This window comes from Pseudomonas sp. Irchel s3b5 (assembly GCF_900187435.1).
In the GTDB taxonomy this organism is placed as follows: domain Bacteria; phylum Pseudomonadota; class Gammaproteobacteria; order Pseudomonadales; family Pseudomonadaceae; genus Aquipseudomonas.
Genome location: NZ_FYDY01000015.1, coordinates 94,523 through 118,380, shown reverse-complemented (window position 1 = coordinate 118,380; position 23,858 = coordinate 94,523). Strand labels below are relative to the sequence as shown.

General features: G+C 60.1%; 20 protein-coding genes and 3 pseudogenes. 10 read left to right on the top strand and 13 right to left on the bottom strand.

Annotated elements, in window-relative coordinates; genetic code table 11:
- A pseudogene (locus CKW15_RS17105) lies at positions 1–179 on the top strand (IS256 family transposase); the annotation flags it as partial.
- Between the two features lie 197 nt (positions 180–376).
- Here CKW15_RS17105 and CKW15_RS17100 read toward each other — a convergent pair.
- On the bottom strand, positions 377–1,048 hold the full coding sequence (locus CKW15_RS17100; RefSeq protein WP_371856300.1) for a histidine phosphatase family protein: 672 nt from the start codon (positions 1,046–1,048) through the stop codon (positions 377–379).
- Positions 1,049–1,418: 370 nt separating this feature from the next.
- Between CKW15_RS17100 and CKW15_RS17095 the strand changes: the two genes are divergently transcribed.
- A complete protein-coding gene (locus CKW15_RS17095) occupies positions 1,419–2,129 on the top strand; it encodes a glutathione binding-like protein (RefSeq protein WP_095059146.1) in 711 nt (236 codons plus the stop codon).
- 115 nt (positions 2,130–2,244) lie between these two features.
- On the opposite strand, the gene CKW15_RS17090 is transcribed toward CKW15_RS17095, so the two are convergent.
- Together CKW15_RS17090 and CKW15_RS17085 are read right to left on the bottom strand one after the other, a co-directional pair.
- On the bottom strand, positions 2,245–3,780 hold the full coding sequence (locus tag CKW15_RS17090) for an FAD-dependent monooxygenase (RefSeq protein WP_095059145.1): 1,536 nt from the start codon (positions 3,778–3,780) through the stop codon (positions 2,245–2,247).
- 211 nt (positions 3,781–3,991) lie between these two features.
- The gene (locus tag CKW15_RS17085) at positions 3,992–6,202 is read right to left on the bottom strand and encodes a TonB-dependent siderophore receptor (protein WP_095059143.1); all 2,211 of its coding nucleotides are present in this window, start codon (positions 6,200–6,202) and stop codon (positions 3,992–3,994) included.
- Between the two features lie 208 nt (positions 6,203–6,410).
- On the opposite strand from CKW15_RS17085, the gene CKW15_RS17080 reads away from it, so the two are divergent.
- Positions 6,411–7,508, top strand: a complete 1,098-nt coding sequence (locus CKW15_RS17080; protein WP_095059141.1) for a DUF1615 domain-containing protein — start codon at positions 6,411–6,413, stop codon at positions 7,506–7,508.
- 31 nt (positions 7,509–7,539) lie between these two features.
- On the opposite strand, the pseudogene CKW15_RS28810 reads toward CKW15_RS17080, so the two are convergent.
- Positions 7,540–7,665: pseudogene (locus tag CKW15_RS28810) on the bottom strand (phage infection protein); the annotation flags it as partial.
- A gap of 134 nt (positions 7,666–7,799) precedes the next feature.
- Between CKW15_RS28810 and CKW15_RS17070 the strand changes: the two are divergent.
- Complete coding sequence (locus CKW15_RS17070; protein WP_095059139.1) at positions 7,800–8,423, top strand: glutathione S-transferase; 624 nt, start codon at positions 7,800–7,802, stop codon at positions 8,421–8,423.
- 116 nt (positions 8,424–8,539) lie between these two features.
- Here the strand turns inward: CKW15_RS17070 and CKW15_RS17065 are convergent, their stop codons facing one another.
- Complete coding sequence (locus CKW15_RS17065; RefSeq protein ID WP_015094223.1) at positions 8,540–8,980, bottom strand: CBS domain-containing protein; 441 nt, start codon at positions 8,978–8,980, stop codon at positions 8,540–8,542.
- Between the two features lie 269 nt (positions 8,981–9,249).
- On the opposite strand from CKW15_RS17065, the gene CKW15_RS17060 reads away from it, so the two are divergent.
- Positions 9,250–11,610 carry a DNA polymerase II gene (locus CKW15_RS17060; RefSeq protein WP_177408842.1) on the top strand — a complete coding sequence of 787 codons (2,361 nt, stop codon included), beginning with the start codon at positions 9,250–9,252 and terminating at the stop codon, positions 11,608–11,610.
- Here the strand turns inward: CKW15_RS17060 and CKW15_RS17055 are convergent.
- Together CKW15_RS17055 and CKW15_RS17050 are read right to left on the bottom strand one after the other, a co-directional pair.
- On the bottom strand, positions 11,575–12,045 hold the full coding sequence (locus CKW15_RS17055) for a DUF1810 domain-containing protein (protein ID WP_095059680.1): 471 nt from the start codon (positions 12,043–12,045) through the stop codon (positions 11,575–11,577). The genes CKW15_RS17060 and CKW15_RS17055 overlap by 36 nt on opposite strands.
- A 29-nt stretch (positions 12,046–12,074) precedes the next feature.
- A pseudogene (locus CKW15_RS17050) lies at positions 12,075–12,554 on the bottom strand (aldo/keto reductase); the annotation flags it as partial.
- 101 nt (positions 12,555–12,655) lie between these two features.
- Between CKW15_RS17050 and CKW15_RS17045 the strand changes: the two are divergent.
- From CKW15_RS17045 to CKW15_RS17035, 3 genes are all read left to right on the top strand, one after another.
- A complete protein-coding gene (locus CKW15_RS17045; protein ID WP_095059678.1) occupies positions 12,656–13,405 on the top strand; it encodes a hypothetical protein in 750 nt (249 codons plus the stop codon).
- Positions 13,406–13,515: 110 nt separating this feature from the next.
- Positions 13,516–14,301, top strand: coding sequence for a sulfite exporter TauE/SafE family protein (locus CKW15_RS17040; RefSeq protein WP_095059677.1), 786 nt, complete (start codon positions 13,516–13,518; stop codon positions 14,299–14,301).
- Between the two features lie 253 nt (positions 14,302–14,554).
- A complete protein-coding gene (locus CKW15_RS17035) occupies positions 14,555–15,106 on the top strand; it encodes a DUF4174 domain-containing protein (protein ID WP_095059676.1) in 552 nt (183 codons plus the stop codon).
- Between the two features lie 143 nt (positions 15,107–15,249).
- Here CKW15_RS17035 and CKW15_RS28150 read toward each other — a convergent pair whose 3' ends face one another.
- The 4 genes from CKW15_RS28150 to CKW15_RS17020 form a co-directional block, all read right to left on the bottom strand.
- A complete protein-coding gene (locus tag CKW15_RS28150; protein ID WP_143498461.1) occupies positions 15,250–15,417 on the bottom strand; it encodes an autotransporter outer membrane beta-barrel domain-containing protein in 168 nt (55 codons plus the stop codon).
- Entirely contained in the window at positions 15,418–16,551 is a 1,134-nt protein-coding gene (ampC, locus tag CKW15_RS17030; RefSeq protein ID WP_095059684.1) for a class C beta-lactamase, read from the bottom strand.
- Between the two features lie 105 nt (positions 16,552–16,656).
- The gene (gene gudD / locus CKW15_RS17025; RefSeq protein WP_095059675.1) at positions 16,657–18,000 is read right to left on the bottom strand and encodes a glucarate dehydratase; all 1,344 of its coding nucleotides are present in this window, start codon (positions 17,998–18,000) and stop codon (positions 16,657–16,659) included.
- 12 nt (positions 18,001–18,012) lie between these two features.
- Positions 18,013–19,347 (bottom strand): MFS transporter, encoded by a 1,335-nt coding sequence (locus tag CKW15_RS17020; protein ID WP_095059674.1) that lies wholly within the window; start codon positions 19,345–19,347, stop codon positions 18,013–18,015.
- A gap of 280 nt (positions 19,348–19,627) precedes the next feature.
- Between CKW15_RS17020 and CKW15_RS17015 the strand changes: the two genes are divergently transcribed.
- Positions 19,628–20,338: a FadR/GntR family transcriptional regulator gene (locus CKW15_RS17015; RefSeq protein ID WP_095059673.1), complete on the top strand. Its 711-nt coding sequence runs from the start codon at positions 19,628–19,630 to the stop codon at positions 20,336–20,338.
- Between the two features lie 85 nt (positions 20,339–20,423).
- Here CKW15_RS17015 and CKW15_RS17010 read toward each other — a convergent pair whose 3' ends face one another.
- Positions 20,424–21,335: a DMT family transporter gene (locus tag CKW15_RS17010; protein WP_095059672.1), complete on the bottom strand. Its 912-nt coding sequence runs from the start codon at positions 21,333–21,335 to the stop codon at positions 20,424–20,426.
- Positions 21,336–21,431: 96 nt separating this feature from the next.
- Between CKW15_RS17010 and CKW15_RS17005 the strand changes: the two genes are divergently transcribed.
- A complete protein-coding gene (locus tag CKW15_RS17005; RefSeq protein ID WP_095059671.1) occupies positions 21,432–22,295 on the top strand; it encodes a LysR family transcriptional regulator in 864 nt (287 codons plus the stop codon).
- A gap of 101 nt (positions 22,296–22,396) precedes the next feature.
- On the opposite strand, the gene yegQ is transcribed toward CKW15_RS17005, so the two are convergent.
- Complete coding sequence (yegQ, locus tag CKW15_RS17000; RefSeq protein ID WP_095059670.1) at positions 22,397–23,722, bottom strand: tRNA 5-hydroxyuridine modification protein YegQ; 1,326 nt, start codon at positions 23,720–23,722, stop codon at positions 22,397–22,399.
- Positions 23,723–23,858: the final 136 nt, after the last annotated feature.

The window sequence follows — 23,858 nt, the reverse complement described above, 5'->3', positions numbered from 1 at the left end:
TGCGCAAGATCATCAAGACCCGAGGTCACTTCCCAACCGACGATGCGGCGACAAAACTGATCTGGCTTGGGCTGCGCAACATCACAGCAAACTGGGGCTCAGCGGCCCATGACTGGAAAAGTGCGATGAATCAATTCGCGATTCTGTACGGAGATCGATTTATCAGGCCTGCCTGGTAAAAGAATGGCCTGCCTAACGGCAGGCCGTTACCGGCCTGCACACAAAATATCTGACAGTCCCGGTCAGCCAGAAAAGTTGAGGGTGTTTTTTCCCGCCTCATCCGAGCAAGCTCGCTCCTACAGGGGTTCTTCGTTCACTGAAGATCCCTGTAGGAGCGAGCTTGCTCGCGATGACGCCCGGTCAAACAACGCAAAACTCAGGTCGGGCAAGTCTCCTGCCCATTGTTCAGCCCCTGCTGATAGGTATGGCTCTGCAAACTGGCCTTGCCGTTGTGCCAGGTCAGGGTGAGCACATACAGCGAGTCATAGTCGCTGGATTTCCAGTCATCGGTGATTTTCACTTTCTTGCCGATGGCTTCCCCGGCGACCTTGTTGATCAGTTCCGGCAGATAACCGTGGGACCAAGCGGTGTAAATGACCGAGTTGTGATACTTGTCGTGGAGCAATTCATCGGCCAGATCACTGGTGTCATTGGCCGAGAAGTTGATGTTCACCGGCAAGCCCAGCTTGATGGCGCTGGGGCTGATGGTCATCAGGGGGCGGATGTAGCTGTAGGAGTTGTCCAGCTCACCTTCCTCGACGTTGCGCGTCGGGTTCGCGGCGAACACGTAATCGGCCTTGCCGAACTTTTCCGGGAGCAGGGTGGCCAGGTCGATGGCGCGGTTCAGGCCCTGGCAATTGAGCTGGCCGAGACCACCGGCGGGTTTTTCACCGTGACGCAAGAACACCAGCGTCTGCGTGCCATCCATCGGATGGGCGCGGGTATAGCTGGATTCCAGTACCAGAAACAACGCACTGACCGCCACCAAGGCGGGCAGCAGAATGTAGGCGCGATGTTTAAGACGTTTGGCGAATTTCAGCGGGTTCATCATCGAATAAGGTTCTTCAGCGCAAATCGGTTAAGGCTGACAAACCTTTACACCACACGTTTCCTGCGTTGGGTGTTTTCCATGTCGTTGAACCGGTCCGTTTTCCAAAGGGGTGGTGCTCAGAGTCCTCTGACACCCATTTGGTTCGATACCGGCCAAGAGCGCAGCAATTTACCGGTAACCAGCAACGGGTTGCAGTGTAGGTTATCGACAGGATGTTGCGGATTTATGGACACCGTACAGCGACGGGTGTGAAAAGCATGTGATCTCTGTTGATCTTCACTATCAGGGATCTTCATGGCGCCAGGCGTCGCAACCCGCTTTTTCTCCCTTATGATCGGCATTCTCAATTTTCTCGTGGATCCTTCCCATGACCGATTTGTCTGCGTTCCCCATCACTCGAAAATGGCCGGCCCAGTCCCCGGAGTGGATTCAGCTGTACTCCTTGCCGACCCCCAACGGCGTCAAGGTCTCGATCATGCTCGAAGAAATCGGCCTGCCCTATGAGGCGCATCGCGTCAGTTTCGACACCCATGACCAGATGTCCCCCGAGTTCCTGTCGCTGAACCCCAACAACAAAATCCCGGCCATCCTCGATCCCCATGGCCCGGATGACCGGCCTTTGGCGCTGTTCGAATCCGGGGCGATTCTGATTTACCTGGCGGACAAGAGCGGGCAGTTGCTGGCTCAGGAAACGGCTGCCCGGTACGAAACCATCCAGTGGTTGATGTTCCAGATGGGCGGCATTGGCCCGATGTTCGGCCAGCTCGGTTTCTTCAACAAATTCGCCGGCAAGGCCTATGAAGACAAGCGTCCCCGCGACCGCTATGTCGAAGAAAGCAAACGCCTGCTCGGTGTGCTCAACGGACGTCTCGAAGGTCGCGACTGGATCATGGGCGAGCGCTACACCATTGCCGACATCGCCACCTTCCCTTGGGTGCGCAACCTGATCGGTTTCTATGAAGCCGGCGATCTGGTGGGCATTCAGAACTTCCCCAACGTCACACGGGTACTGGAGCGCTTCCTGGCGCGGCCGGCGGTGGTGCGCGGGTTACAGATTCCAAGTCCCGTTTCCAGTTAAACACCTTTCCTGTAGGAACAAGCTTGCTCGCGATGGCGTCGGATCAGTCAATCGTGATGTTGGATGTTCCGGCCTCATCGCAGGCAAGCCAGCTCCTACAGGGGGGCGCGGTGATTCAGGGAGGGCCGAAAAACGGCCGGATCCCGTGATCATGGAAATACCGCTCGATCACCTTTGGGTCAGAACACGTCTCGGCAATCGCCACGTAAGTGTCCGGCCGCAACAGATAAAACCCGCTACGCCCAAGGCCTGCGGTTTCAAACGCCGGGCGCCAGCCGAACACATGCAGTGGCAAATGGTGTTCGTGACACCAGTCAATCATCGCGTCGCTGGTGTCTCCGTAGACATGCACCTGCCAGACCGGGCACTTCAGCGATTCAAAATTATCCCCCTCGCCATCGTGAGCCCAGGGCAAGCGGTCGCCGCCATGCACATGCCCGGCGACGCCACTGCTTAGCGACATGCCGCGATAGTTCAGGGTGATTTGCGACACCGTGCGAAACAGGAATTCGCGGGAGGTCTCGAACGAGGCCATTTTCGGAATCAGGAAGGGCGCCAGACGGGTGCGCAGCAAGTCGGCCATGCGCCCTTCGGCTGTGACGAAAGTGAACACCCGGTCGGTGGTGGCCACCAGTTTGCGGGCGAACGCGATGCGTTCGGGTTCGTAGGTGTCGAGCAGTCTGGCCTCGGCGCCGCCGCTCAGCACAGCGGCGAGTTTCCATGCCAGGTTGATGGCGTCGCCGATCCCGGTGTTCATGCCCTGGCCGCCCGCGGGGCTGTGCACGTGGGCGGCATCACCGAGCAAAAAGGCGCGTCCAGTGCGAAAGTGATCCGCCACCCGATGATGCACGCGGTACGTCGAGAACCAGTTCAGTTGCTCGATCCTGACCTTCATGTGCTCGATGGCCCGGCTGCTGACGTCTTCGAAACGCAGGGTCTCGGCGTGTTCGGCACGTTCATCGCGCACAGTACCGATCAGGCGCGCACGGCCCGAACCCGCCAGCGGGAACACGGCGAGAAAGTCCGCTTCGTCCAGATCCACGTGCAATTCGCCATTGAACGTCGGGCCGCTGGCCTGCACGTCGGCGACATAGAAAATCTGCTGATAGGTGCCACCGGGAAAGCCAGTGTCCAGCGTCTTGCGCACAATCGAGCGGGCACCATCGCAACCAGCCAGGTAGCAGGCCTGGCAGGTTTCTTGCTGACCGTCGGGCAGGCGCAAGGTGGCGGTGATGCCGTCGGCGGTTTCCTCGAAACCCAGCAACTCGGTGTTGCGCTCAACCGTGATGCCGAAGGTTTCGAGGCGGTCGATCAGCAGCCGTTCGTGTTCGTCTTGCGGGAAGATTTCGAGAAAGGCGTAGGGCGTCAAGCCTTCGCCAATACGGCTTAGCGGCAAGCGCGCGATGGGCTCACCCTTGACCCAGAAATTGGCGGCCGCCACGCGATGGCCGTGCTGCACGATGGCGTCGGCCAGGCCGAGTTGGCGATACAACTCCAGCGTCCGCGCTTGCACCGCCAACGCCCGGGACGTGGTGCCGGGCGCCGAGGCCTTGTCGATAATCCGCACGCGCACGCCGAGGTTGCTTAGCCACAACGCCAGCACCAACCCGGTGGGGCCGGCACCGGTAATCAACACGTCGCTACGTTGCATGGGCCTGTCCTCCTTGCTCGTGAGACAAGTATGGCCCAGTGGAAAACCCCAGCGCAGTTGTGCGCCCAACGGAAAACATATGTAGGAGCGAGCCTGCTCGCGATGGACGCTAACGATGACGCGCACTTTCTGGATGTACGCGGTGTGCTTGAGTCCATCGCGAGCAAGCTCGCTCCTACAGGGATCTTTGCTGCTCGCCGGGGATTGGCGGTTAGAAATCGATGGTGCCCGACAGCTTCGCCGAGCGTGGTTCGCCTTGGGTCAGGTAGCCACCCTGGGCCGATTCCCAGTAACTCTTGTTGGCGACGTTTTCCACGCCGAAGCGCACGGTCACGTCTTTTTCCTGGACCTTGAACGCGTAACGGGCACCGGCATCGAAGCGGTTCCAGGTCGGCAGGCTGAGGTTGTTGGCGGCGTCGGCGTACTGGCCGCCGGTGCGCAGCATCCGTCCGCTCAGGGTCACGCCTTGCAGGCCGGGCACGTCCCAATCGACGTTGGCATTGAACTGGAAGCTCGGCACGCCGATGGCCTGATTGCCGTCGTTGAGGCCGTCCTGTGTCTGCTTCAGCTCAGTGTCCATCACGGTCACGCCACTGATTACCCGCAGACCGTCGAGGGGTTCGCCGAACACGTTGAGCTCCACGCCTTTGTTGACCTGTTCACCGTCCTGAACGAACACCGCAGTGGTGTCGTCGATGATCTGGGTATAACCGTCAGCCGGTTGTTCGATGCGGTACACACCGAGCGTTGCGCCGTAGGTGCCCATGTCGACCTTGACGCCGGCTTCGATCTGTTTGGAACGTGTCGGGGCAAAGACTTCGTTGGCGTTGACCACGACCCGCGAGCCTGAAGTGGTCGGTGCCGTCGGACCCTGGGCCAGCCCTTCGATACGGTTGGCGTAGAACGACACGTGGTCCCACGGCTTGAACACGATGCCGTACACCGGGGTCGTGATCGATTCGTCGTAGTTGGACGTGCGGCTACCGGTGTCGTAGTCGTAGCCCTGGACGACCAACTGTTGGCGGCGTGCGCCGAGTGTGATCAGCAGGCGATCATCGATAAAGCCCAGTGTGTCGGACACGGCGACGCTGCGCATGAAGGTTTTGCCGGTAATGCCCGGATCACCCAGGTCGCCGCCTGAGAAACCGCCGCCTGGCGCCGGAACGTCGATCGGGTGATAGATGTTATTCGAGTAATCATTCTGGTCGAAATCGTAGGCGTTGCGCTGTTGGGTCCAGATCCCAGCCAGGCCGAAGTTGAGTTTATGGGTGACCGGCCCGGTGGCGAATTTGCCATTGAGGCCGGTCATGGCACTGCTGTTGTCTTCATTGTGCGGAATGTACGAGCCGCTGGTCACCGAGCTGCCATCGTTGCCCACCAGCGTGGTGGAGTCGAAGTTGCCGACTTCACGGGTATGCTTGGCACCGGCAGCAGCGTAGGCGGTCCAGCTGTCGTTCAGGTCATATTCGGCGCGCAACATGCCGAAGGTGTCTTCGATCTCACTGAAGCCCCACTTTTGCGCATAGTTGGTATCGGCCGACGGTGCATCGGGGATGTGCGTGGTGTCGCCAAGGTTTACCGAGCTGCGGCCACCGTTGATGCGTTCTTTCGAATAGATGAAGTCACCGGAAACACGCAGGGCATCGCCACGGTAGTCGAGGCCGAGGGCCAACAGTTTGGAGCGCTGGTTTTCATCGTCGATGGCGGTATCGCCTTCGCGTTGCGACAGGTTGAGGCGTACGCCGAATTGGTTGTCCTCGCCGAAGCGCTGACCAATATCCAGGTGTTCGCCGATGCGTCCGTCATCACTGATGTCAGTGCTGAAACGACGCAACGGTTCATCACCGGCGCGCTTGGGTTGCACGTTGACGCCACCGCCGATACCGGAACCGGTCGGGGTTACACCGTTGATGAAGGCGTTCGGGCCTTTGAACACTTCGACACGTTCCAGGGCATCGGTGGAAACGATCTGTCGCGGCAGGATGCCGTACAGGCCATTAAAGGAAATGTCGTCGCCATTGAGGGGCAGGCCACGAATCATAAAGGTCTGGGCCTGGTTGGAATATCCGGAAGCCTGACGCACCGATGAATCATTGAGCAGCACGTCGCCGATGGTTTCGGATTGCTGGTCGCGGATCAATTCTTCGGTGTAGGCCGTCATGTTGAACGGCACGTCCATGATGTCCTGATTGCCCAGCACGCCCAGTTGGCCGCCGCGTGCAACCTGACCACCGGCGTACACCGGGGGCAGGTCGGACGCTGTCGGTGCCTGGGCGTTGACATTGACGTCACCGAGCATCAGCGGCTTGCCCTGGGTTTCGGGCGCTTCAGGCGTTTCGGCATGCGCCGTCACGGACAGGGAGCAAAAAAGCGCGAGTAGCGTCGCACGAAAGGGCACGCGGAGTCGGGCTGGAGTGGTCATGTTTCGATCCTGAGGCGGCGCGCGGCCGATTGGAAAAAGGGGCGGCGCGAATCTCCTTGCGCAAATGCGACTCCAGACGCAAATGGTAGGTGTTCTCAGTAACGTTGTGCTATGCGCTTTCTGCGAGGTACACAGGAAATTTCTGCCTGTGCACAAATCGGCCATTGGTCGTATGGTGACGGCGGCTTAACGGATTTGATGGAGCTACATGCAAGCCAATCGATTGATTACAAGCGTTGCCGCGTTGTTGGTACTGGCCGGTTGCGCCGGTCAGCGGAGCCAGGAACCTGCACCGCGCAAGCCCGCCGAGGTGCGCGCCGAGATCGTGCGTTTACTGCCGGCCAAGACCGTCGACCGCCAGGGCTGGGCCACGGATATCTATGCGGCATTTGCCGCGCAAGACATTTACCCGAGCACTCAGAACCTGTGTTCGGTACTGGCCGTGACTGAGCAGGAATCGACCTTTCAGGTCGACCCGTCTGTACCGGGCCTGGGCAAGATCGCCCGTGAGGAAATCGACCGTCGTGCCGCCACGGCACACATCCCGGGGTTACTGGTCAGCGGTGCGTTGCGGCTCAATTCACCCACCGGCAAAACCTACAACGATCGCCTCAATGCGGCGCGCAGTGAAAAGCAGTTGAGCGCGATTTTCGATGACTTCATCGGCATGGTGCCCATGGGCAAGACCCTGTTCGGCGGCTTTAACCCGGTGCACACCGGTGGGCCAATGCAGGTCAGCATCGATTTTGCCGAGCAACACGCCAAGGGTTATCCCTACCCGGTGGATGGCTCGATCCGCCATGAAGTGTTCACCCGGCGTGGCGGCATGTATTTCGGCATCGCCCATCTGCTCGGTTACCCGGTCAGCTATCAACAGCCGTTGTATCGCTTCGCCGATTTCAACGCCGGTTGGTACGCCAGTCGCAATGCTGCTTTTCAGAACGCGGTGAGCCGTGCTTCGGGAATTACGCTGGCGCTGGATGGTGATCTGGTTCGCCACGATTCGATCATGCCCGGCACCACGGAGCTGGCCGTGCGCAGCCTCGGCAAGCGCCTGGACATGCGTAATCCGACGATTCGCGATCAACTGGAGAAGGGCAATAGCCTGGCGTTCGAAGACACCACGCTGTATCAGCGGGTTTTCGAACTGGCCGAACAGGCAGAGGGGCGGACGTTACCGCGTGCGGTGTTGCCGGGGATTGTGCTGAAAAGCCCGAAAATCACCCGCAAACTCACCACGGCGTGGTTCGCCAAACGGGTCGATGAGCGTTATCAACGTTGCATGACGCGGGCCGGAAAATTGTAGGAGCGGTCGAGGCTATCGGTACATCCAGTCAGGCAGCGCGGTTTTCAATCAGACGATCCGAGCCGCCTTCAGCGACAACCGGGTGAGTAGACGTTGCAGCGAAAGCGTTAACTGCACAAACCGAGAAAGCGATGCCGAGAAGGGTTTGGCGTTTCATGGCAATGATGGGCGCTGCGCGATACCTCCGGTGAGCGTGATGGTGCGGTCGTCGGATGGTCACGGCGGTGACGGCGACGGCTTCTACACTGGATAGCTGGCGTCCAGGCTCACCCGGTCCGCAAGGAGATGTTTATGTACCAGCTCTACGGCCATCAGAATTCCGGTGCGGCGGCGATTGAGGCTGCACTGGAGCTTTGCGAGATTCCTTATCGATTCATTGACGTTGAGGTATCGCCAGAAGCGGCCCACGCGCTTGAGAAGCTCAACCCGCTCAAGCAGATCCCGACGCTGCAACGGCCCGACGGCGGCGTCCTGACCGAGAGCGCGGCGATTCTGATTCACCTCGGCCTGACGTTTCCCTCGTCGGGGCTGTTGCCGGAAGACCCGGCCGAGCGTGACCAGGCCATTCGGGGCATGACGTACATCGTCACCAATTGCTATGCCGCCATCGGCATCATCGATTACCCCGAGCGCTGGCTGGCGGTGGCCGATGAATCGTCGAGGCAGAATCTCATGGCCGGTGCCCGACAGCGCTTGCACTGGAGCTGGGAGGTGTTTGCCGATCAGTTTTCGGGGGATCTTTATCTGGGCAGTGAGACGCCCCGGGCGCTGGATGTGCTGGCGGCGGTGATATCGCGGTGGGCGGGCAGCCGCGAGCATTTGCGCAATGCCCGCCCCGGTTTTTTTGCCTGGCTGGAACGGATTGACCGGCACCCGGTGCTGGCGCCGGTGTTTGAGCGGCATTGGCCCGCCTGAGAACTCCGTCGATCCCCTGTAGGAGCTGGCTTGCCAGCGAAAGCGGTGTATCAGTCAACTTCAATGTTGAATGATCCATAGCAATCGCTGGCAAGCCAGCTCCTACGGGGCTCGCATTACTCGCCGCGAATGTACTGCTCGAGTTGGCGAATCAGTTCAGCCTGCTCGGCAATGGCTTCCTTGACCAGGTCGCCGATTGAAAGCAAACCGATCAACTTGCCGCCTTCCACCACCGGCAGGTGACGCAGGCGCTTGTCGGACATGATGCCCAGGCACGTGTCGACGGTTTGATGGGTGTCCACGGTAATCACCGGCGAGACCATGATGTCGCGCACCGGTGTGCCTACCGAAGAACGGCCGTGCAGCACCAGTTTGCGCGCGTAGTCCCGCTCGCTGATGATGCCCAGCACTTCGTCATTTTCCACCACCAGCAAGGCGCCGACGTTTTTCTCGGCCATCTTCATCAGCGCTTCGAGCACCATGTGATCGGGTTTGATCTGGTGCACTTCCTGATTCTTCTGATCTTTCAACTTGAGCAGCTGGGCGACGGTTTTCATGGTGGTTACTCGGGTGTTGTCGTTGTTCCTGAAGAATCGTAGACCCAAGCGCAGAGGGCAAGGGCGAATGCGGCAGATAACACGCAAAAAACGTCATTTGGCGGTTTTTCTTCTGCAATCCTCGAAAAGATCGCAGCCTTCGGCAGCTCCAGGAGAACGCGGGAACGCATAGGCGCTGCCGAAGGCTGCGATCTTTTCCCGGCTGGCCGCTAAGTCTGGGTGATCACGGGTAGAATCATCACCCTGAATCAAATCTGAGGTTTGCAGTGGTGGATTTACCGCAGGGCTTCGTCCTGACCCGGCATTGGCGCGACACCCCGGCCGGTACGGAAGTCGAGTTCTGGCTGGCGACCGACAGCGGTCCCCGGCGCATCCGCCTGCCTCATCAACCGTCGGTGGCGTTCGTGCCCGCCGAGCAAAGGGTGCAAGCCGAAGCGCTGCTGCACGACGAAAAAAACGTCGAGCTGCGGCCCTTGGCCTTGCAGGATTTCGAGCATCGCCCGGTCCTGGGCCTGTATTGCCAGCAGCACGGTCAGCTGATGCGCCTGGAAACCGCGCTGCGCAAGGCCGGCGTCGAGGTGTTTGAAGCCGACGTGCGGCCGCCGGAGCGCTACATGATGGAGCGTTTCATCACCGCTCCCGTGCGCTTCAACGGTACGCCAGGCGCCGATGGCCTGCTGCTCGACGCCCAGATGAAACCCGACCCGATGTACCGGCCCAACCTCAAACTGGTGTCCCTGGACATCGAAACCACGGCCCAGGGCGAGTTGTATTCCATCGCGCTGGAGGGTTGCGGCGAACGCCAGGTGTACATGCTCGGTCCGCCCAATGGTGACGACAGCGAGGTGGATTTCCAGCTCGAGTATTGCGACTCCCGGGTGGCGTTGCTGAAAAAGCTCAACGACTGGTTTGCCCGTTTCGATCCCGACGCAATCATTGGCTGGAACGTCGTGCAGTTTGACTTGCGGGTACTTCACGAGCACGCCCGCCGCCTGGCGGTGCCGTTGCGGCTGGGGCGTGAGGGCGAGGAGATGCAGTGGCGTGAACATGGCAGCGGCAACCACTATTTCGCCTCCGCTGCCGGAAGGTTGATCATCGACGGCATCGAGTCCCTGCGGTCGGCAACCTGGAGTTTCCCGTCATTCAGCCTGGAAAACGTTGCTCAGACCCTGCTCGGCGAGGGCAAGTCGATCGACAATCCGTACCAGCGCATGGACGAAATCAACCGCATGTTCGCCGAGGACAAGCCGGCGCTGGCCAAGTACAACCTCAAGGATTGTGAACTGGTCACACGGATTTTCGCCAAGACCGAGTTGCTCACGTTCCTGCTGGAGCGGGCCAGCGTCACCGGGCTACCGGCCGATCGCATGGGCGGTTCGGTGGCGGCGTTCACCCATTTGTACATGCCGCTGATGCATCGCCAGGGGTTCGTTGCACCGAACCTCGGCAGCAAACCGCCGCAAGCCAGCCCCGGCGGTTTTGTCATGGATTCGCAGCCTGGGCTTTACGAATCGGTGCTGGTGCTCGACTACAAAAGCCTCTATCCATCGATCATCCGCACCTTTCTGATCGACCCCGTGGGCCTGATCGAAGGCCTCGCGCACCCGGATGACAGCGCGTCTGTGCCGGGTTTTCGCGGGGCGCGTTTTTCGCGCACCCGGCATTGCCTGCCATCGATCGTCGCGCGGGTCGCCGAAGGTCGGGAAACGGCCAAGCGCGAGCGCAACGCGCCGCTGTCCCAAGCGCTGAAAATCATCATGAACGCGTTTTACGGTGTGCTGGGTTCCAGCGGTTGTCGCTTCTTCGACACGCGCCTGGCGTCGTCCATCACCCTGCGCGGCCACGAGATCATGTTGCGCACCCGGCAACTGATCGAAGCCCAGGGCCACGCGGTGATCTACGGTGACACCGACTCGACCTTCGTCTGGCTGCGCCGCGCCCATGACCAGGAGGATGCCGCGCAAATCGGCCGCTCGCTGGTGGATCACGTCAACCAGTGGTGGCGCGAACATGTGCAGGAGGAATACGGCCTGCAGAGCGCGCTCGAACTGCAGTACGAAACCCACTACAAACGCTTTCTGATGCCAACCATCCGTGGCGCCGAGGAGGGCAGCAAGAAACGCTATGCCGGGCTTGTGACCCGCGCCGATGGCAGCGAGGAAATGGTCTACAAAGGTCTGGAAACCGTGCGCACCGACTGGTCGTTGCTGGCCCGGCAATTCCAGCAGGAGTTGTACTTGCGGATTTTCCAGCGCCAGCCGTATCGAGAGTATGTGCGCGACTACGTGCGCAAAACCCTGGCGGGCGAGTTCGATGATCGGCTGATTTACCGCAAACGCCTGCGCCGCACCCTCGACGATTATCAACGCAACGTGCCACCCCACGTACGCGCGGCGCGTATCGCCGATGACTACAACGACCGCCAGGGCCGCCCTCGGCAATACCAGAATGGCGGCTGGATCAGTTACGTGATCACCGTGGCCGGCCCCGAGCCGCTGGAGATCCGCAGCGCGCCCATCGATTACGACCATTACATCAGCCGGCAGCTGCAACCGGTGGCGGACGCGATATTGCCGTTTGTCGACGACGATTTCTCAACGCTGATTGGTGGGCAACTGGGGCTTTTTTGAGTCCATCAACTCCAGGGTCCAGGCGTCGAGAATGCCGTGGAAATACTGATTCAGCGCTTGATGAAAGACGCTGTCGGCGGCCGCGACCTGGGCAAACAGGGTCATGGATGAATGAAATTTCAGGTCGTCGGGATGACCGAATATCCCGGCCACCGAGCGCTGTGGGATGTTCAGCACTTCCAGGGTGCAGGTGCGTAACCGGGCGCCCAATAATGGATGCTGCAGATAGGCCTGGGCTTCTTCCCTGGAGCGGATGGCGAAATGTCGCGACATCTCGCTGCCGCCCAGCCCGGAAAACTGCGGAAAGATGAACCACATCCAGTGACTGCGTTTGTGACCGGCATTCAATTCGGCCTGGACGCGGTCAAACACCGGGTCCTGTGCCTGGATGAAACGTTGCAGATTAAAGGCGTCCAGCGGATCGGTACTTCTCATGCCGATGTCCTCTGACACTCCGCGATGGCTCAGACCATGGCCAGCCGCTGCTTGTGTTGTGGCGCACGAAACGCTTGGTCCAGCGCCTCCAGATCTCCGGCTTCAAGCTGCAACAGTGCCGCTTGGGCGTTGAGTCGCACATGCTCGGGGCGGACCGCCTTGGGGATGGCGATCACGCTGTCCTGACGCAGAATCCATGCCAGCGCCACTTGGGCCGGTGTCACATCGTGACGGGCGGCTACTTGCTTGAGCAGCGCATTGGCCAGCATTTTTCCGCCCTGGCCAATCGGGCAGTAAGCCATGGTGGGCAGCCGTTGCTGCTGGCTCCAGGGCAACACATCAAACTCTATACCGCGTTGCTCCAGGTTGTAGAGAACCTGACTGGTGGCGATGGCGTCGCCCACCACTTCTTCGGCGCCACCTTCGGCGTACATTTGCGCCGTGTCGATCAGGGTCATGCCCATCTCGATGCCCAGGCGCAACGCAGCGACTTCCTGTGCCGGTGATCGATTGGTGTCGGCCGACACTGCACTTTTTCCAAATGACCGGCTCTATCCTTGGTTGCCTGCGGCGATCCCCACCGCTGGCCCATGCCCAAGTTCAAGCATTTATGGCCCAAGCGTTACCTTTCATGACCGCGCTATTCACAAAGAATTGCTGGCTGTTGGTCGGCCTGTCGATGTGCCTCTTCACCGGTTGCAGTCAGCAGCAAGGCAGCGACATTTTTACCCAGATGCGCGAAGGCCGGCCCCAGGAGTTTCTGCAAACCAGTGTTGACCGCATGGCGACCCTGGCGATGCGCGACAACCTCGACAGCCTTTACGTGTTGATGAGCAAGCTGTACCTGCGCAATCCCGAAGAACTCAAAAAATCCGGTTTCCTCGACGCCCGCACCGCCAGCAAGCAAGTGCGCATGGCCATCGAACAGCAAGAGCCGTTGCCCACCCTCGGCGGCAAGAAGGACCTGGCGGCCCTGCGGTTTGCCATGAGCCCGGAGTTTCTCGGGGACCGGGTCGGGGCGTTCATTTACGCCATCGGCAGCATGCTCGTCACCGCTCACGGCAATCGCCTGGAGTTCTATATGACGGACGCGATCAACCCGGTGTTCGTCAGCAACGCCGCACGCAACATCGAGATCGCCACCTGGATTCTGAGCCAGCGACAAAACAAGGAGGGCCAGCCGTTGCTGTTCTCCAACGAGATTTCCGAGGAGGGCAGCAACCTGAGCTTTGCCGTCGAGTTCGGCAAGATCGTCGCCCGACTGGACTTGCTGACGCAGATGCTCGACGAGCGCTACCGGCGTATCGGGCTGAATTATGCCCAGAGCCTGCTGTTTCTGAATTTCCTGCCGGTGCAGTAAATTCTTGTAGGAGGTTCGGGAATAAAGATAGATCGCATCGATATAACTGGTTATAAGAAATCTCGCTATGCTGCGGGCCGGATTTCCCTGCGATCTTTGTGGACGTATCAATGGATTTACTGAACATCGGGTTGGTCATTGCAGGGTTGGTGGTGGGTTTTATCGTCGGCATGACAGGTGTGGGTGGCGGGTCGCTGATGACCCCGATCCTGCTGTGGTTCGGCATCAATCCGGCCACGGCCGTCGGTACCGATCTGCTTTACGCGGCCATCACCAAATCCAGTGGTGTGCTGGTTCACCGAAAGAACAACAACATCGATTGGGCGATCACCGGTTGGCTGACCCTGGGCAGCGTGCCGGCGGTGCTGCTGACGTTGTGGTTCCTCAGCACGTTGCACGAAAGTCCCGACGCGATGAACGCCATCATCAAACAAGCCCTGGGCTTTGTGCTGTTTGCCACGGCGCTGGCAATCCTGTTCAAGAAGCGCTTGCTGGATTTCGCCCACAAGCGCGCCGGTGGCAACTACAACCCCACTGGCCCGCGCCTGAATGTCATGACCGTCATTACCGGTCTGATTCTTGGCACCATGGTTGCGCTGACGTCCATCGGCGCCGGCGCCTTGGGCACCGTGGCACTGTTCATTCTTTATCCGTTGTTGCCGACTCGCCGTTTGGTGGGGACAGAAATTGCCCACGCCGTTCCGCTGACGCTGGTCGCCGGTCTCGGTCACGCGAGCATGGGTAACATGGATTGGCAGGTGCTGGGTTACTTGCTGGTCGGTTCGTTGCCGGGGATTTATCTGGGCAGCCACCTGACCGGGCGGATCTCCGATGAACTGCTGCGCCCTTGCCTGGCAACCATGCTGATGCTGATCGGCTACAAACTGGCGTTCTGATTCGACCCCCTCCTTTTGGCGGGTGAATATTTCCAGCAGATGCCCGACATGGGTATCGAAATTCACCCGTCGTCCTGTCGCACAATCCTTGATCTTCCTTCGCATTGGTTCACGCCCAAGATTGCCCCGAGCTGTTGCGCAATGACCGCGCTGACCTAAGCTTGGGGCAAGGCAGAGCACATTTGCCGAGCGTCACCGGAACGAACGCCGCGATGCGCAATCATTAGAGCGTGGATATCAAAAGGAGAGGCGCATGCTCATCAGGTCACTGACCCTGGCTACCCTGCTGGCAATCGCCGGCCCCCTGTTCGCCGCCGATGGCGACTCACCGCTGGACATGGACAAGGGCCGGTCCCGTCCGCTGATTGTTATCGCCCCAAGCACTGTTGACCCTATGTGGGTCAGCCTGAAACAGTCACTGGACGAGCCGGCCAATCGCAAGGGTTTCACCGACCGCAACATGGTGCTGTACACCGTGCTCAACCTGATGGGACAGCGCGAAGGCAAGGACCTGGGGCCACAGGACACGGCAGCGTTGATCCGCTCGCTCAAACTGGGGGCCGGGTCCAAGAGCAAGGTGATTCTGGTCGGCAAGGATGGCGAAAAGAAGTTCGAACAGTCAGAGAACATCAAGCTGGAAGATATTTTCAGCGCCGTCGACCAACTACCCGCGGCCGAGAAAGAAACCCCACCGCCAACAGTGGCCACTCCAGCGCCAGAAGCGCCCGCGGCTAAAGGCGCCAAGAACACCAAGCAGGCTAAATCGACCAAACCCGTCAAACCGCCTGAAATGCCGGATGATTGATCCGGCGCGAAATCCTTGTAACAGCAGGTGGCGAGGGGGCTTGCCCCCGTTGGGCTGCGAAGCGGCCCCGCTTCAGATACACCGGCAGCTCTGCCCGGCGCTCCGATAGGCTCTCTCCAAAGCATCTGCATCAGTCCGTAAAGCTACCCGTTGTAGCGATACCCCACCGTCACCGCCCAGGGCTGTTCGATGTCACTGCCCTTGGTGTATCCACCCTCGGCGTAGAAATGATGATTCTGCTTCGCCGCCACGCTCAAACCACCACCGATCTCGGCCCATTTGTCGCAACGCCGCCCGGAGCGAGCTCGCACCTACAAGGCGCTCAGTACCTGATGGGCAATTTTGACCCGCTCTGCAATCGGGAAATTCTTGTTCGCCAGAATCACAATGCCGATGTCCTTCGACGGTACAAATGCGACGTAGGCGCCGAAACCACCGGTCGATCCGGTCTTGTTGATCAGTACGCTGCTCGGCTGTGGTTGTGGCGGGTTCAGCCATTGGACTTTGTGCGCTTGCATGGCCATGGGTTTCGAGTTGCCTTCGAGCAGGCGGTCCAGCGAAACCGGATAGGCATACAACTCCCAACCCAATCCCTGAGTCATGTCGCCGACGGTGTAGTAGCCGGTGTGGGTCAAGGCGATGGCCTGTTGCAACGGTTTTGCCAGACTGGCCGGCTTCATGTTCGCTTGAACATACATCAACAGGTCCGCCGCGCTGGTTTTCACTCCGTAGGCTTCGGAATCGAGTGCGCCGGGGCCGACTCGCACCGGTTTGTCGTCCTTGTTGTAGCCCTGGGCGTAGAGGCTCATCTGGTCCTGTGGCACGTTCACATAGGTGTGCTTCAAACCGAGTTTCGGCAGCAGGGTTTTCTCCATCGCATCATCAAACGGCTTCCCGATGCTATGCGCGGCGAGGTAGCCGAACAGGCCCAGGCTGGGGTTTGAATACAAGCGATGGGTGCCGGCAGGGTAGAGCGGTTTCCACTGCTGGTAGTAACCGAGCATGGTGTCGGCGGAGTCGGCCTCAGGCGGAAATTGCAGGGGCAGGCCCCCGGCACTGTAAGTGCCTAATTGCAGCACGCTGATGCGGTCGAACGCGCTGCCGCGCAGGGCTGGCCAAACCTGGCTGGCCTTGTCCGATAACGACAGTTTGCCGGTGGCCTGGGCATAGGCGGCGAGGGTGGCGGTGAAGGTTTTGCTGACGGAGCCGATCTCGAACAGGGTGTTTTCCGAGACCGGTTTTCCGGTTTCTGTCGAGGCTACGCCATAGTTGAAATACTGCGGTTTGCCGTTGACGGTCACCGCCACGGCCATGCCGGCAATGTTCTGGGCTTGCATCACCGGTTGAACAGCGGCGTTCACGGCTGTCTCGATTGGATCTGCGGCGATGCAGGGGCCAGTAGCAAGCATGGCCATGCAGGCCGCAAGTGTTTTCAGCTTGTTCATGTGGATGAGGTCCGCCATTGATTCAGTGCGCGCCATTTTAGGCGGTTGAATGCAATGGCGGACGGTTTTTCATGCGCGGCCGGGAGTGGGTTTCAAAACCGGCATTCAGCGCACCAGGCACGGCTTCTTGTTATCGAACGTCCAGCCCGGAATCAAAAACTGCATCGCCACGCTGTCGTCCCGCGCACCCAGGCCCATGCCTTTATAGAGTTCATGGGCCTTGGCCACTTGATCCATGTCCAGCTCAACGCCCAGCCCCGCTTTCTGCGGCACCTGCACGCAGCCATCGACAATTTGCAGCGGCGCCTTGGTCAGGCGCTGACCGTCTTGCCAGATCCAGTGAGTGTCGATGGCGGTGATTTCGCCCGGCGCAGCGGCCGCAACGTGGGTGAACATCGCCAGGGAAATGTCGAAGTGATTGTTGGAGTGCGAGCCCCAGGTCAGGCCCCATTCGTGGCACATCTGCGCCACGCGCACCGAGCCCTGCATGGTCCAGAAGTGTGGATCGGCCAACGGGATGTCGACCGACTGCAACTGGATCGCATGACCCATTTCACGCCAGTCGGTGGCGATCATGTTGGTCGCGGTTTTCAGGCCCGTGGCGCGACGGAATTCGGCCATGACTTCGCGCCCCGAATAACCGTTCTCCGCACCGCATGGGTCCTCGGCGTACGCCAGAACGTCGTGTTGGTCACGGCACAGGCGAATCGCTTCCTTCAGTGACCACGCGCCATTCGGGTCGAGGGTAATGCGCGCATCGGGGAAGCGTTCGGCGAGGGCGGTGACCGCTTCGATTTCGGCATCGCCGGCGAGCACACCGCCCTTGAGCTTGAAGTCCTTGAAGCCATATTTCGCGTGGGCCGCGACCGCCAGACGGACAACACCTTCGGCGGTCATGGCTTTCTCGTGACGCACGCGGAACCAGTCGTTGTCGGCGTCCGGTTCGCTGCGATAGGCGAGGTCGGTTTCGTTGCGATCACCGACGTAGAACAGGTAGCCGAGCATCTTCACTTCATCGCGCTGTTGACCTTCGCCGAGCAGGGCGGCGACCGGCACATCCAGATGCTGGCCGAGCAAATCGAGCAGGGCGGCTTCAAGGCCGGTAACAGCATGAATGGTGATGCGCAGGTCGAAGGTCTGTAAACCGCGACCACCGGCATCGCGGTCGGCGAAGGTCTGGCGCACCTGATTGAGAATTTTCTGGTAGGTGCCGATCGGGCTGCCGACCACCAGGCTGCGTGCGTCTTCCAGGGTTTGGCGAATGCGCTCGCCGCCCGGTACTTCGCCGACGCCGGTGTGGCCGGCGTTGTCCTTGAGAATGACGATGTTGCGGGTGAAAAACGGGCCGTGTGCGCCGCTCAGGTTAAGCAGCATTCCGTCGTGGCCGGCCACCGGAACAATCTGCATGCTGGTGATGATCGGGGCCTTGGCGATTTCTTGTACGGTCATTTGTTTATCCTTTCAGGCGTGACGTGGCGCAGTTTTGGCCGATTCGACGGCAGGCGCGGATTTGGGTTTGTTGCGGGCGGCGAAGACGATGATCGACGTTGCGGCCAGGCCGTAGAGCCCGCCCTGAATCGAACCGGTGCGTTCTTCCAGCAGGCCGAACGTGGTCGGCGCGACAAAACCGCCCAGGTTGCCCACCGAGTTGATCAGCGCGATGACGCCCGCAGCGATGCGCGCATCCAGATAGGCCTGGGGAATTGGCCAGAACAGCGACGATGCCGATTTGAAACCCAGCGCCGCAAAGCAGATCGCCACGAAAGCGAAGACTGGCCCACCGGTGGTGGACATGAACATCCCGGCCGCTGCAATCAACAGCGCCGCGGCAACCCAGGCTTGCTGGTGCTTCCATTTGCCCGACAGCGTGGCGAAGGCGTACATGCCGATGATCGACAGCAACCACGGAATCGAGTTGAACATCCCGACCTGGAAGTCGCTGAGGTCGCCCATCTTCTTGATGATGCTCGGCAGCCAGAACGTCGCGGCGTAGATGGTCAATTGGATGAAGAAGTAGATCACGCAGAACAGGATGATCTGCCGGTCCTTGAGCAGCTTGCCCAGCGACGGTTTGATCGGAGTCGCGGCTTCGCGGGCCAGTTGTTCGTCGTCGATGGCTTTGACCAAGGCGTCCTGTTCGGCGCGGGTCAGCCATTTGGCATCGTGGGGTTTGGAGTCCAGCCAGAACCAGACAAAGGCGCACAACCCGACCGAGAACATGCCCTCGATGAAGTACATCCATTGCCAGCCGTGCATGCCCAGGCCGCTGATTTGCAGAAGCAACCCGGACAACGGGCCGGAGATCAGCGAGGCAATCGCCGAGCCACTGAGGAATATCGCGATCGCCTTGCCGCGCTCCACGCCGGGCAACCAGCGAGTGAAGTAATAAATCACCCCGGGGAAGAAACCGGCTTCAGCCACGCCCAGCAGAAATCGCAGGATGTAGAAGTGGGTTTCGTTCTGGATAAAGGCCATGCCCGCAGCGACAAGGCCCCAGGTCAGCATGATGCGGGTCAGCCAGATACGTGCGCCGACTTTTTGCAGAAGGATGTTGGAGGGCACTTCGAACAGCGCGTACCCGATGAAGAACAGACCGGCACCGAGGCCGTAGGCGGCAGCACCGATGCCCAGGTCGTGTTCCATGTGGGCGCGGACGAAGCCGATGTTCACCCGGTCAATGTAATTGACGATGAACATGATGACGAACAGCGGCAAGACGTGACGTTTGACCTTGGCGATGGCGGACTTCAGCACCGAATTGGCGTTGTCGTTCATCCCGGAGATGGATGTATTCACTGCGTTTTCTCCCACTCGTTATTGTTATGCGGGGCGTGACGGATGCTGCGTTGTTGATAGACATCATACAACTAGGTTTTTTTGCTGTGCAAGCGTCTTTTCTCAATAAAATAGCGCTGATCGTGAAGTTTGTGAGGCTCATTTTGGTCTGTGGCAATCTGATTTCAGGCGGTATTAATGCTGTTTGTTGAGTGTTGTCATACAAGCTGAGTGATGTTTTTCCAGAATTCCCATCCGGTGTGGTGCTACGATTCGGTAGCCCCGTTTTCCGGATATCCTCATGCAAGAAGATTTCGACGTGCCTGCCCGCAAGCGCACCCACAACCTGGCCCATGATCTGGTCGAGAAGCTGACCCAGAGCATCCTGCTTGGCCAGATGTCCCCCGGCGACAAGCTGCCGTCGGAGAACACCATCGTTCAGGAACACGGCGTCAGCCGTACGGTGGTGCGCGAAGCCATCTCAAAGTTGCAGGCGTCGGGGCTGGTGGAAACGCGGCACGGTATCGGCACGTTCGTGATCGAGCGTGCGCCGGAGCAGGGCTTACGGCTGAACGTCGATACCGCGCTGGGGGTGCGCAGTATTCTGGAGTTGCGCATGGGCCTGGAAACCCAGGCGGCGGCGCTGGCAGCAACGCGTCGCACCGATCAACAGTTGGCGCAAATGCGCGAAGCCCTCGACGACTATCAACGCCTGTTGGCCAACAATGACAGCTGTGTCGAGGCGGATCGGCGTTTTCATCTGTTGATCGCCGAAGCGACCGGCAATGTCTGCTTTACCGAAATCATGCAGCACCTGGGCAGCGCCATGATCCCGCGAACCCGGGTTAACGCCGCCGAGCGCGGCGCGGTGGATTTGAGCAAGCTTGGGGAACTGGCCAACCTTGAGCACGAGGCGATTCTCAACGCCATCAAACGCCAGGACCCGGACGCGGCGCGGGCGGCGATGTGGCTGCACCTGAGCAACAGCCGCGACCGGTTTTCGCCGAGCTGAGTCTGGCTGTTTTCAATGAGACGGAGTCATCGTTCATCGCGAGCTTGCGCGCGATGGCGTCGCACCTGAAAACGAAAAATCCGAATCAAGCTTCGGCCGCTTGAACCACCACCACCCGCCGCTCCAGATTCAACGCCAGCACACTCGCCAACACCACCAGCGCACCGACCACAATCATCAGCGTCGGCCGCTCGCCCAGGGCAAACGACGCAATGACCATCGCCGTCGGCGGGGTCAGATAGAGCGTCATGGTCGCCCGGCTCAGGTCGACATGCGCCAGCACGTACGCCCAGGCCAGGTACGCCAGCGCACTCGGAAAAATCCCCAGGGCAAACACCGCGAACTGCACGCGCAACGGCGCATTCACCACCTGATCCGCCAGCCCCGGCAGGAAAAACAGCAGCAACGCGGTCCCTGACCAGACCGTGTAGCAGACCAGCGTCAGTCCGTCATAACGCCCGGTGTGATGTTTTTGCAGGGCAAAGTACAGACTCCAGGACACCGCCGCCAACAGGATCAACAAACCGTGGGCATCGAGGCTGCCCAACCCGTGATCACCCGCCACCACAATCACCGCGCCGATCAGCCCGAGCAAGACACAACCCCAGCGCCACAGGCTCACCCGGTCCTTGAATACGAACCGCGCAATCAGGGTGCTGAACAACGGAGTTGTCTGCGCCAAGACACTCGACGCGCCGGCGCTGACCCCTTGTTGCCCGAAGTTGATCGCTACGTGATGCAGGCTCACCGCGAAGAACCCCAGCCCGAACAGCAGCGGCAAATCGCGAAGGGCCGGCAGGCGGATGCCTCTGAACATCGCGACCACGGCCATGAACCCTGACGCAATCAGAAAGCGCAGCAGCGCCAGATGTCCGGGGTCGTAGGCTTGCAAACCGATATGAATACCGGTTGGGGAATACCCCCAGCAAGCCACGACAAACGCCATGGCCAGAATGATTTTCAGAGGGGAAACGTGGGCGGATATGAGCGGCGTCATGGTCGTGCACCTGTGGGCGGATGCGGCCAGTATCAGAAGGCTCTTGGTTCACCACAACTGACTTATACTGCGCTAAACGTTCACTTTGGGTGATGTATGGAGTTGGCGCAGATTCGCATGTTCAAGACCGTGGCCGAGGAGGGCAGCATCACGCGTGCCGCCGAGTTGCTGCATTGCGTGCCGTCGAACATCACGGCGCGGATCAAGTCGCTGGAAGCGGAGTTGGGTGTCGCACTGTTCCTGCGTGAGGGACGTGGACTGCGCATCAGTCCGTCGGGGCAAACCTTCCTGGCCTACGCTTCGAAAATTCTGGCGCTGGCCGCCGAAGCCAAGCGCGCCGTGGACCCTTCGGCGGAGCCGTCCGGCCCGTTGCGCATCGGCGCTATCGAGTCTTCGGCCACTGGTCGTTTGCCGCGGTTGCTGGCCAAGTTTCACAAGCGCTATCCGGCGGTGGCGCTGGAGTTGACCACCGGCAGTTGGGGCCAGTTGCTCGATGACACGCTGAGCCATCGGCTGGATGGCGCGATTGTCGCCGTGGATGTCGAGCGCTCGCACCTCAAGCGCACGCCGATGTACCGCGAAGACCTTCTGCTGATTGCCTCGACGTCGCTGGGGCCGGTGCGCGACATGACGGATTTGCAGGACAAAACCGTGTTCATGTGGCCCCAGGGCTGTCCGTATCGGGCCGCGCTGGAACATTGGCTGTTGCGGCAAGGACTGGCGTTGCCGATTGTCAGCCTGGCCAGTTATGGCGCGATCGTCGGTTGCGTCAGTGCCGGTGCCGGGGTGGCGCTGGTGCCGAAAGGGATTTTCGATCAGTACGCCAAGGGCGCCGGTTGCGTGGGCTATGAGTTTTCCGAACTGACCGCCATCGAAAACCTGTTCTATTGGCACGAAAACGCCGGGGTGCACCCGGCGCGAGAGGCGTTTGTGGCGATGCTCCGCGAAGAGTTTGCCTGACGCAGAACCTGTAGGCGCTGGCTTGCCAGCGATAGCGATCGCCCCGTCACTACAATGTCGACTGGCAGGCCGCAATCGCTGGCAAGCCAGCTCCAGGGGAATTATGTTGCGTGGATATCGCGCATCAACAAGCCGAAGCTCAGATCCACCGCATCCGGTATCGGCAGGTAAACCGTGTGCCCATCACCCGGCGCCACTTCGATGGGCTCGCCTTTGCTGTTCTGCAATTGATGCAGATCGAAGTGGAAATTGCCTTTGGGTGTCATCAGTTCCATGTGATCGCCCAGGGCGAAGCGGTTCTTCACCTTCACCTCCGCCAACCGCTCGCGCCGCTCGCCGGTCAGTTCGCCGACAAATTGCTGCCGCTCCGACACCGAGCTGCCGTTCTGGTAGTTCTGGTATTCGTCATGCACATGGCGGCGCAGAAAGCCTTCGGTGTAGCCGCGTTGGGCGAGCGATTCCAGATCAGTCATCAGGCTGCGGTCGAACTCGAGACCGGCCACCGCGTCGTCGATTGCCCGGCGATACACCTGCGTGGTTCGCGCGCAATAAAAATGCGATTTGGTCCGGCCTTCGATTTTCAGCGAATGCACGCCCATCTGCGTCAAACGCTCGACATGCTGTACAGCGCGCAGGTCCTTGGCGTTCATGATGTACGTGCCGTGCTCGTCTTCGAACGCCGGCATCAGCTCGTCGGGGCGATTGGCCTCCTGCAGCAGGAACAGCTGCTCGGTGGGAGCGCCGATGCCCAGTGTCGGTTCCGGTTCGAAGTGTTGAACGATGTCCCCGACCAGGTTTTCCATGGCCGGTTGCGCCGCATATTTCCAGCGACAGGCATTGGTGCAACTGCCCTGGTTGGCATCGCGCTTGTTCATGTAGCCCGACAACAGGCAACGACCCGAATAGGCCATGCACAATGCGCCGTGGACGAACACTTCCAGCTCCATGGCCGGGACTTGCTGGCGAATCTCGGCGATCTCCTCCAGGGAGAGCTCCCGCGACAGGATGATCCGGCTCAAACCCTGTAACTGCCAGAACTCGACACTGGCCCAGTTCACCGTGTTGGCTTGAACCGACAGATGAATCGGCATCTGCGGGTAGTGCCGGCGCACCAGCATGATCAGGCCGGGGTCGGACATGATCAACGCGTCCGGCGCCATGGCAATGATGGGGGCCAGGTCCTTGAGGAACGTTTTGAGTTTGGCGTTGTGCGGCGCGATGTTCACCACGACGTAGAAACGCTTGCCCTGGGCCTGGGCCTCGTGAATGCCGAGGGCCAGGTTGGCGTGATCGAATTCGTTGTTGCGCACCCGCAGGCTGTAGCGCGGCTGGCCGGCGTACACCGCATCGGCGCCGTAGGCGAAGGCGTAACGCATGTTTTTCAGGGTGCCGGCGGGGGCAAGCAGTTCCGGAGCAATGAGGTTCATGGTGAGTCGATCGCAAAAGCCGCGCAGGGTAAACGTCTTGGGCCTGGGGTTTATTGATCTGGATCTATGCTTTCTTCACCAACGGAGGGCACTCGTGCGCGCTGCGGTGGCCTAAGCATCAGGACGTACCTTTTAC

Bases quoted from the DNA above. Each gene is read 5' to 3' on its own strand.
- CKW15_RS17100 (WP_371856300.1), bottom strand. From the start codon at position 1,048: ATGAACCCGCTGAAATTCGCCAAACGTCTTAAACATCGCGCCTACATT.
- CKW15_RS17095 (WP_095059146.1), top strand. From the start codon at position 1,419: ATGACCGATTTGTCTGCGTTCCCCATCACTCGAAAATGGCCGGCCCAG.
- CKW15_RS17090 (WP_095059145.1), bottom strand. From the start codon at position 3,780: ATGCAACGTAGCGACGTGTTGATTACCGGTGCCGGCCCCACCGGGTTG.
- CKW15_RS17085 (WP_095059143.1), bottom strand. From the start codon at position 6,202: ATGACCACTCCAGCCCGACTCCGCGTGCCCTTTCGTGCGACGCTACTC.
- CKW15_RS17080 (WP_095059141.1), top strand. From the start codon at position 6,411: ATGCAAGCCAATCGATTGATTACAAGCGTTGCCGCGTTGTTGGTACTG.
- CKW15_RS17070 (WP_095059139.1), top strand. From the start codon at position 7,800: ATGTACCAGCTCTACGGCCATCAGAATTCCGGTGCGGCGGCGATTGAG.
- CKW15_RS17065 (WP_015094223.1), bottom strand. From the start codon at position 8,980: ATGAAAACCGTCGCCCAGCTGCTCAAGTTGAAAGATCAGAAGAATCAG.
- CKW15_RS17055 (WP_095059680.1), bottom strand. From the start codon at position 12,045: ATGAGAAGTACCGATCCGCTGGACGCCTTTAATCTGCAACGTTTCATC.
- CKW15_RS17045 (WP_095059678.1), top strand. From the start codon at position 12,656: ATGGCCCAAGCGTTACCTTTCATGACCGCGCTATTCACAAAGAATTGC.
- CKW15_RS17040 (WP_095059677.1), top strand. From the start codon at position 13,516: ATGGATTTACTGAACATCGGGTTGGTCATTGCAGGGTTGGTGGTGGGT.
- CKW15_RS17035 (WP_095059676.1), top strand. From the start codon at position 14,555: ATGCTCATCAGGTCACTGACCCTGGCTACCCTGCTGGCAATCGCCGGC.
- ampC (WP_095059684.1), bottom strand. From the start codon at position 16,551: ATGAACAAGCTGAAAACACTTGCGGCCTGCATGGCCATGCTTGCTACT.
- gudD (WP_095059675.1), bottom strand. From the start codon at position 18,000: ATGACCGTACAAGAAATCGCCAAGGCCCCGATCATCACCAGCATGCAG.
- CKW15_RS17015 (WP_095059673.1), top strand. From the start codon at position 19,628: ATGCAAGAAGATTTCGACGTGCCTGCCCGCAAGCGCACCCACAACCTG.
- CKW15_RS17010 (WP_095059672.1), bottom strand. From the start codon at position 21,335: ATGACGCCGCTCATATCCGCCCACGTTTCCCCTCTGAAAATCATTCTG.
- CKW15_RS17005 (WP_095059671.1), top strand. From the start codon at position 21,432: ATGGAGTTGGCGCAGATTCGCATGTTCAAGACCGTGGCCGAGGAGGGC.
- yegQ (WP_095059670.1), bottom strand. From the start codon at position 23,722: ATGAACCTCATTGCTCCGGAACTGCTTGCCCCCGCCGGCACCCTGAAA.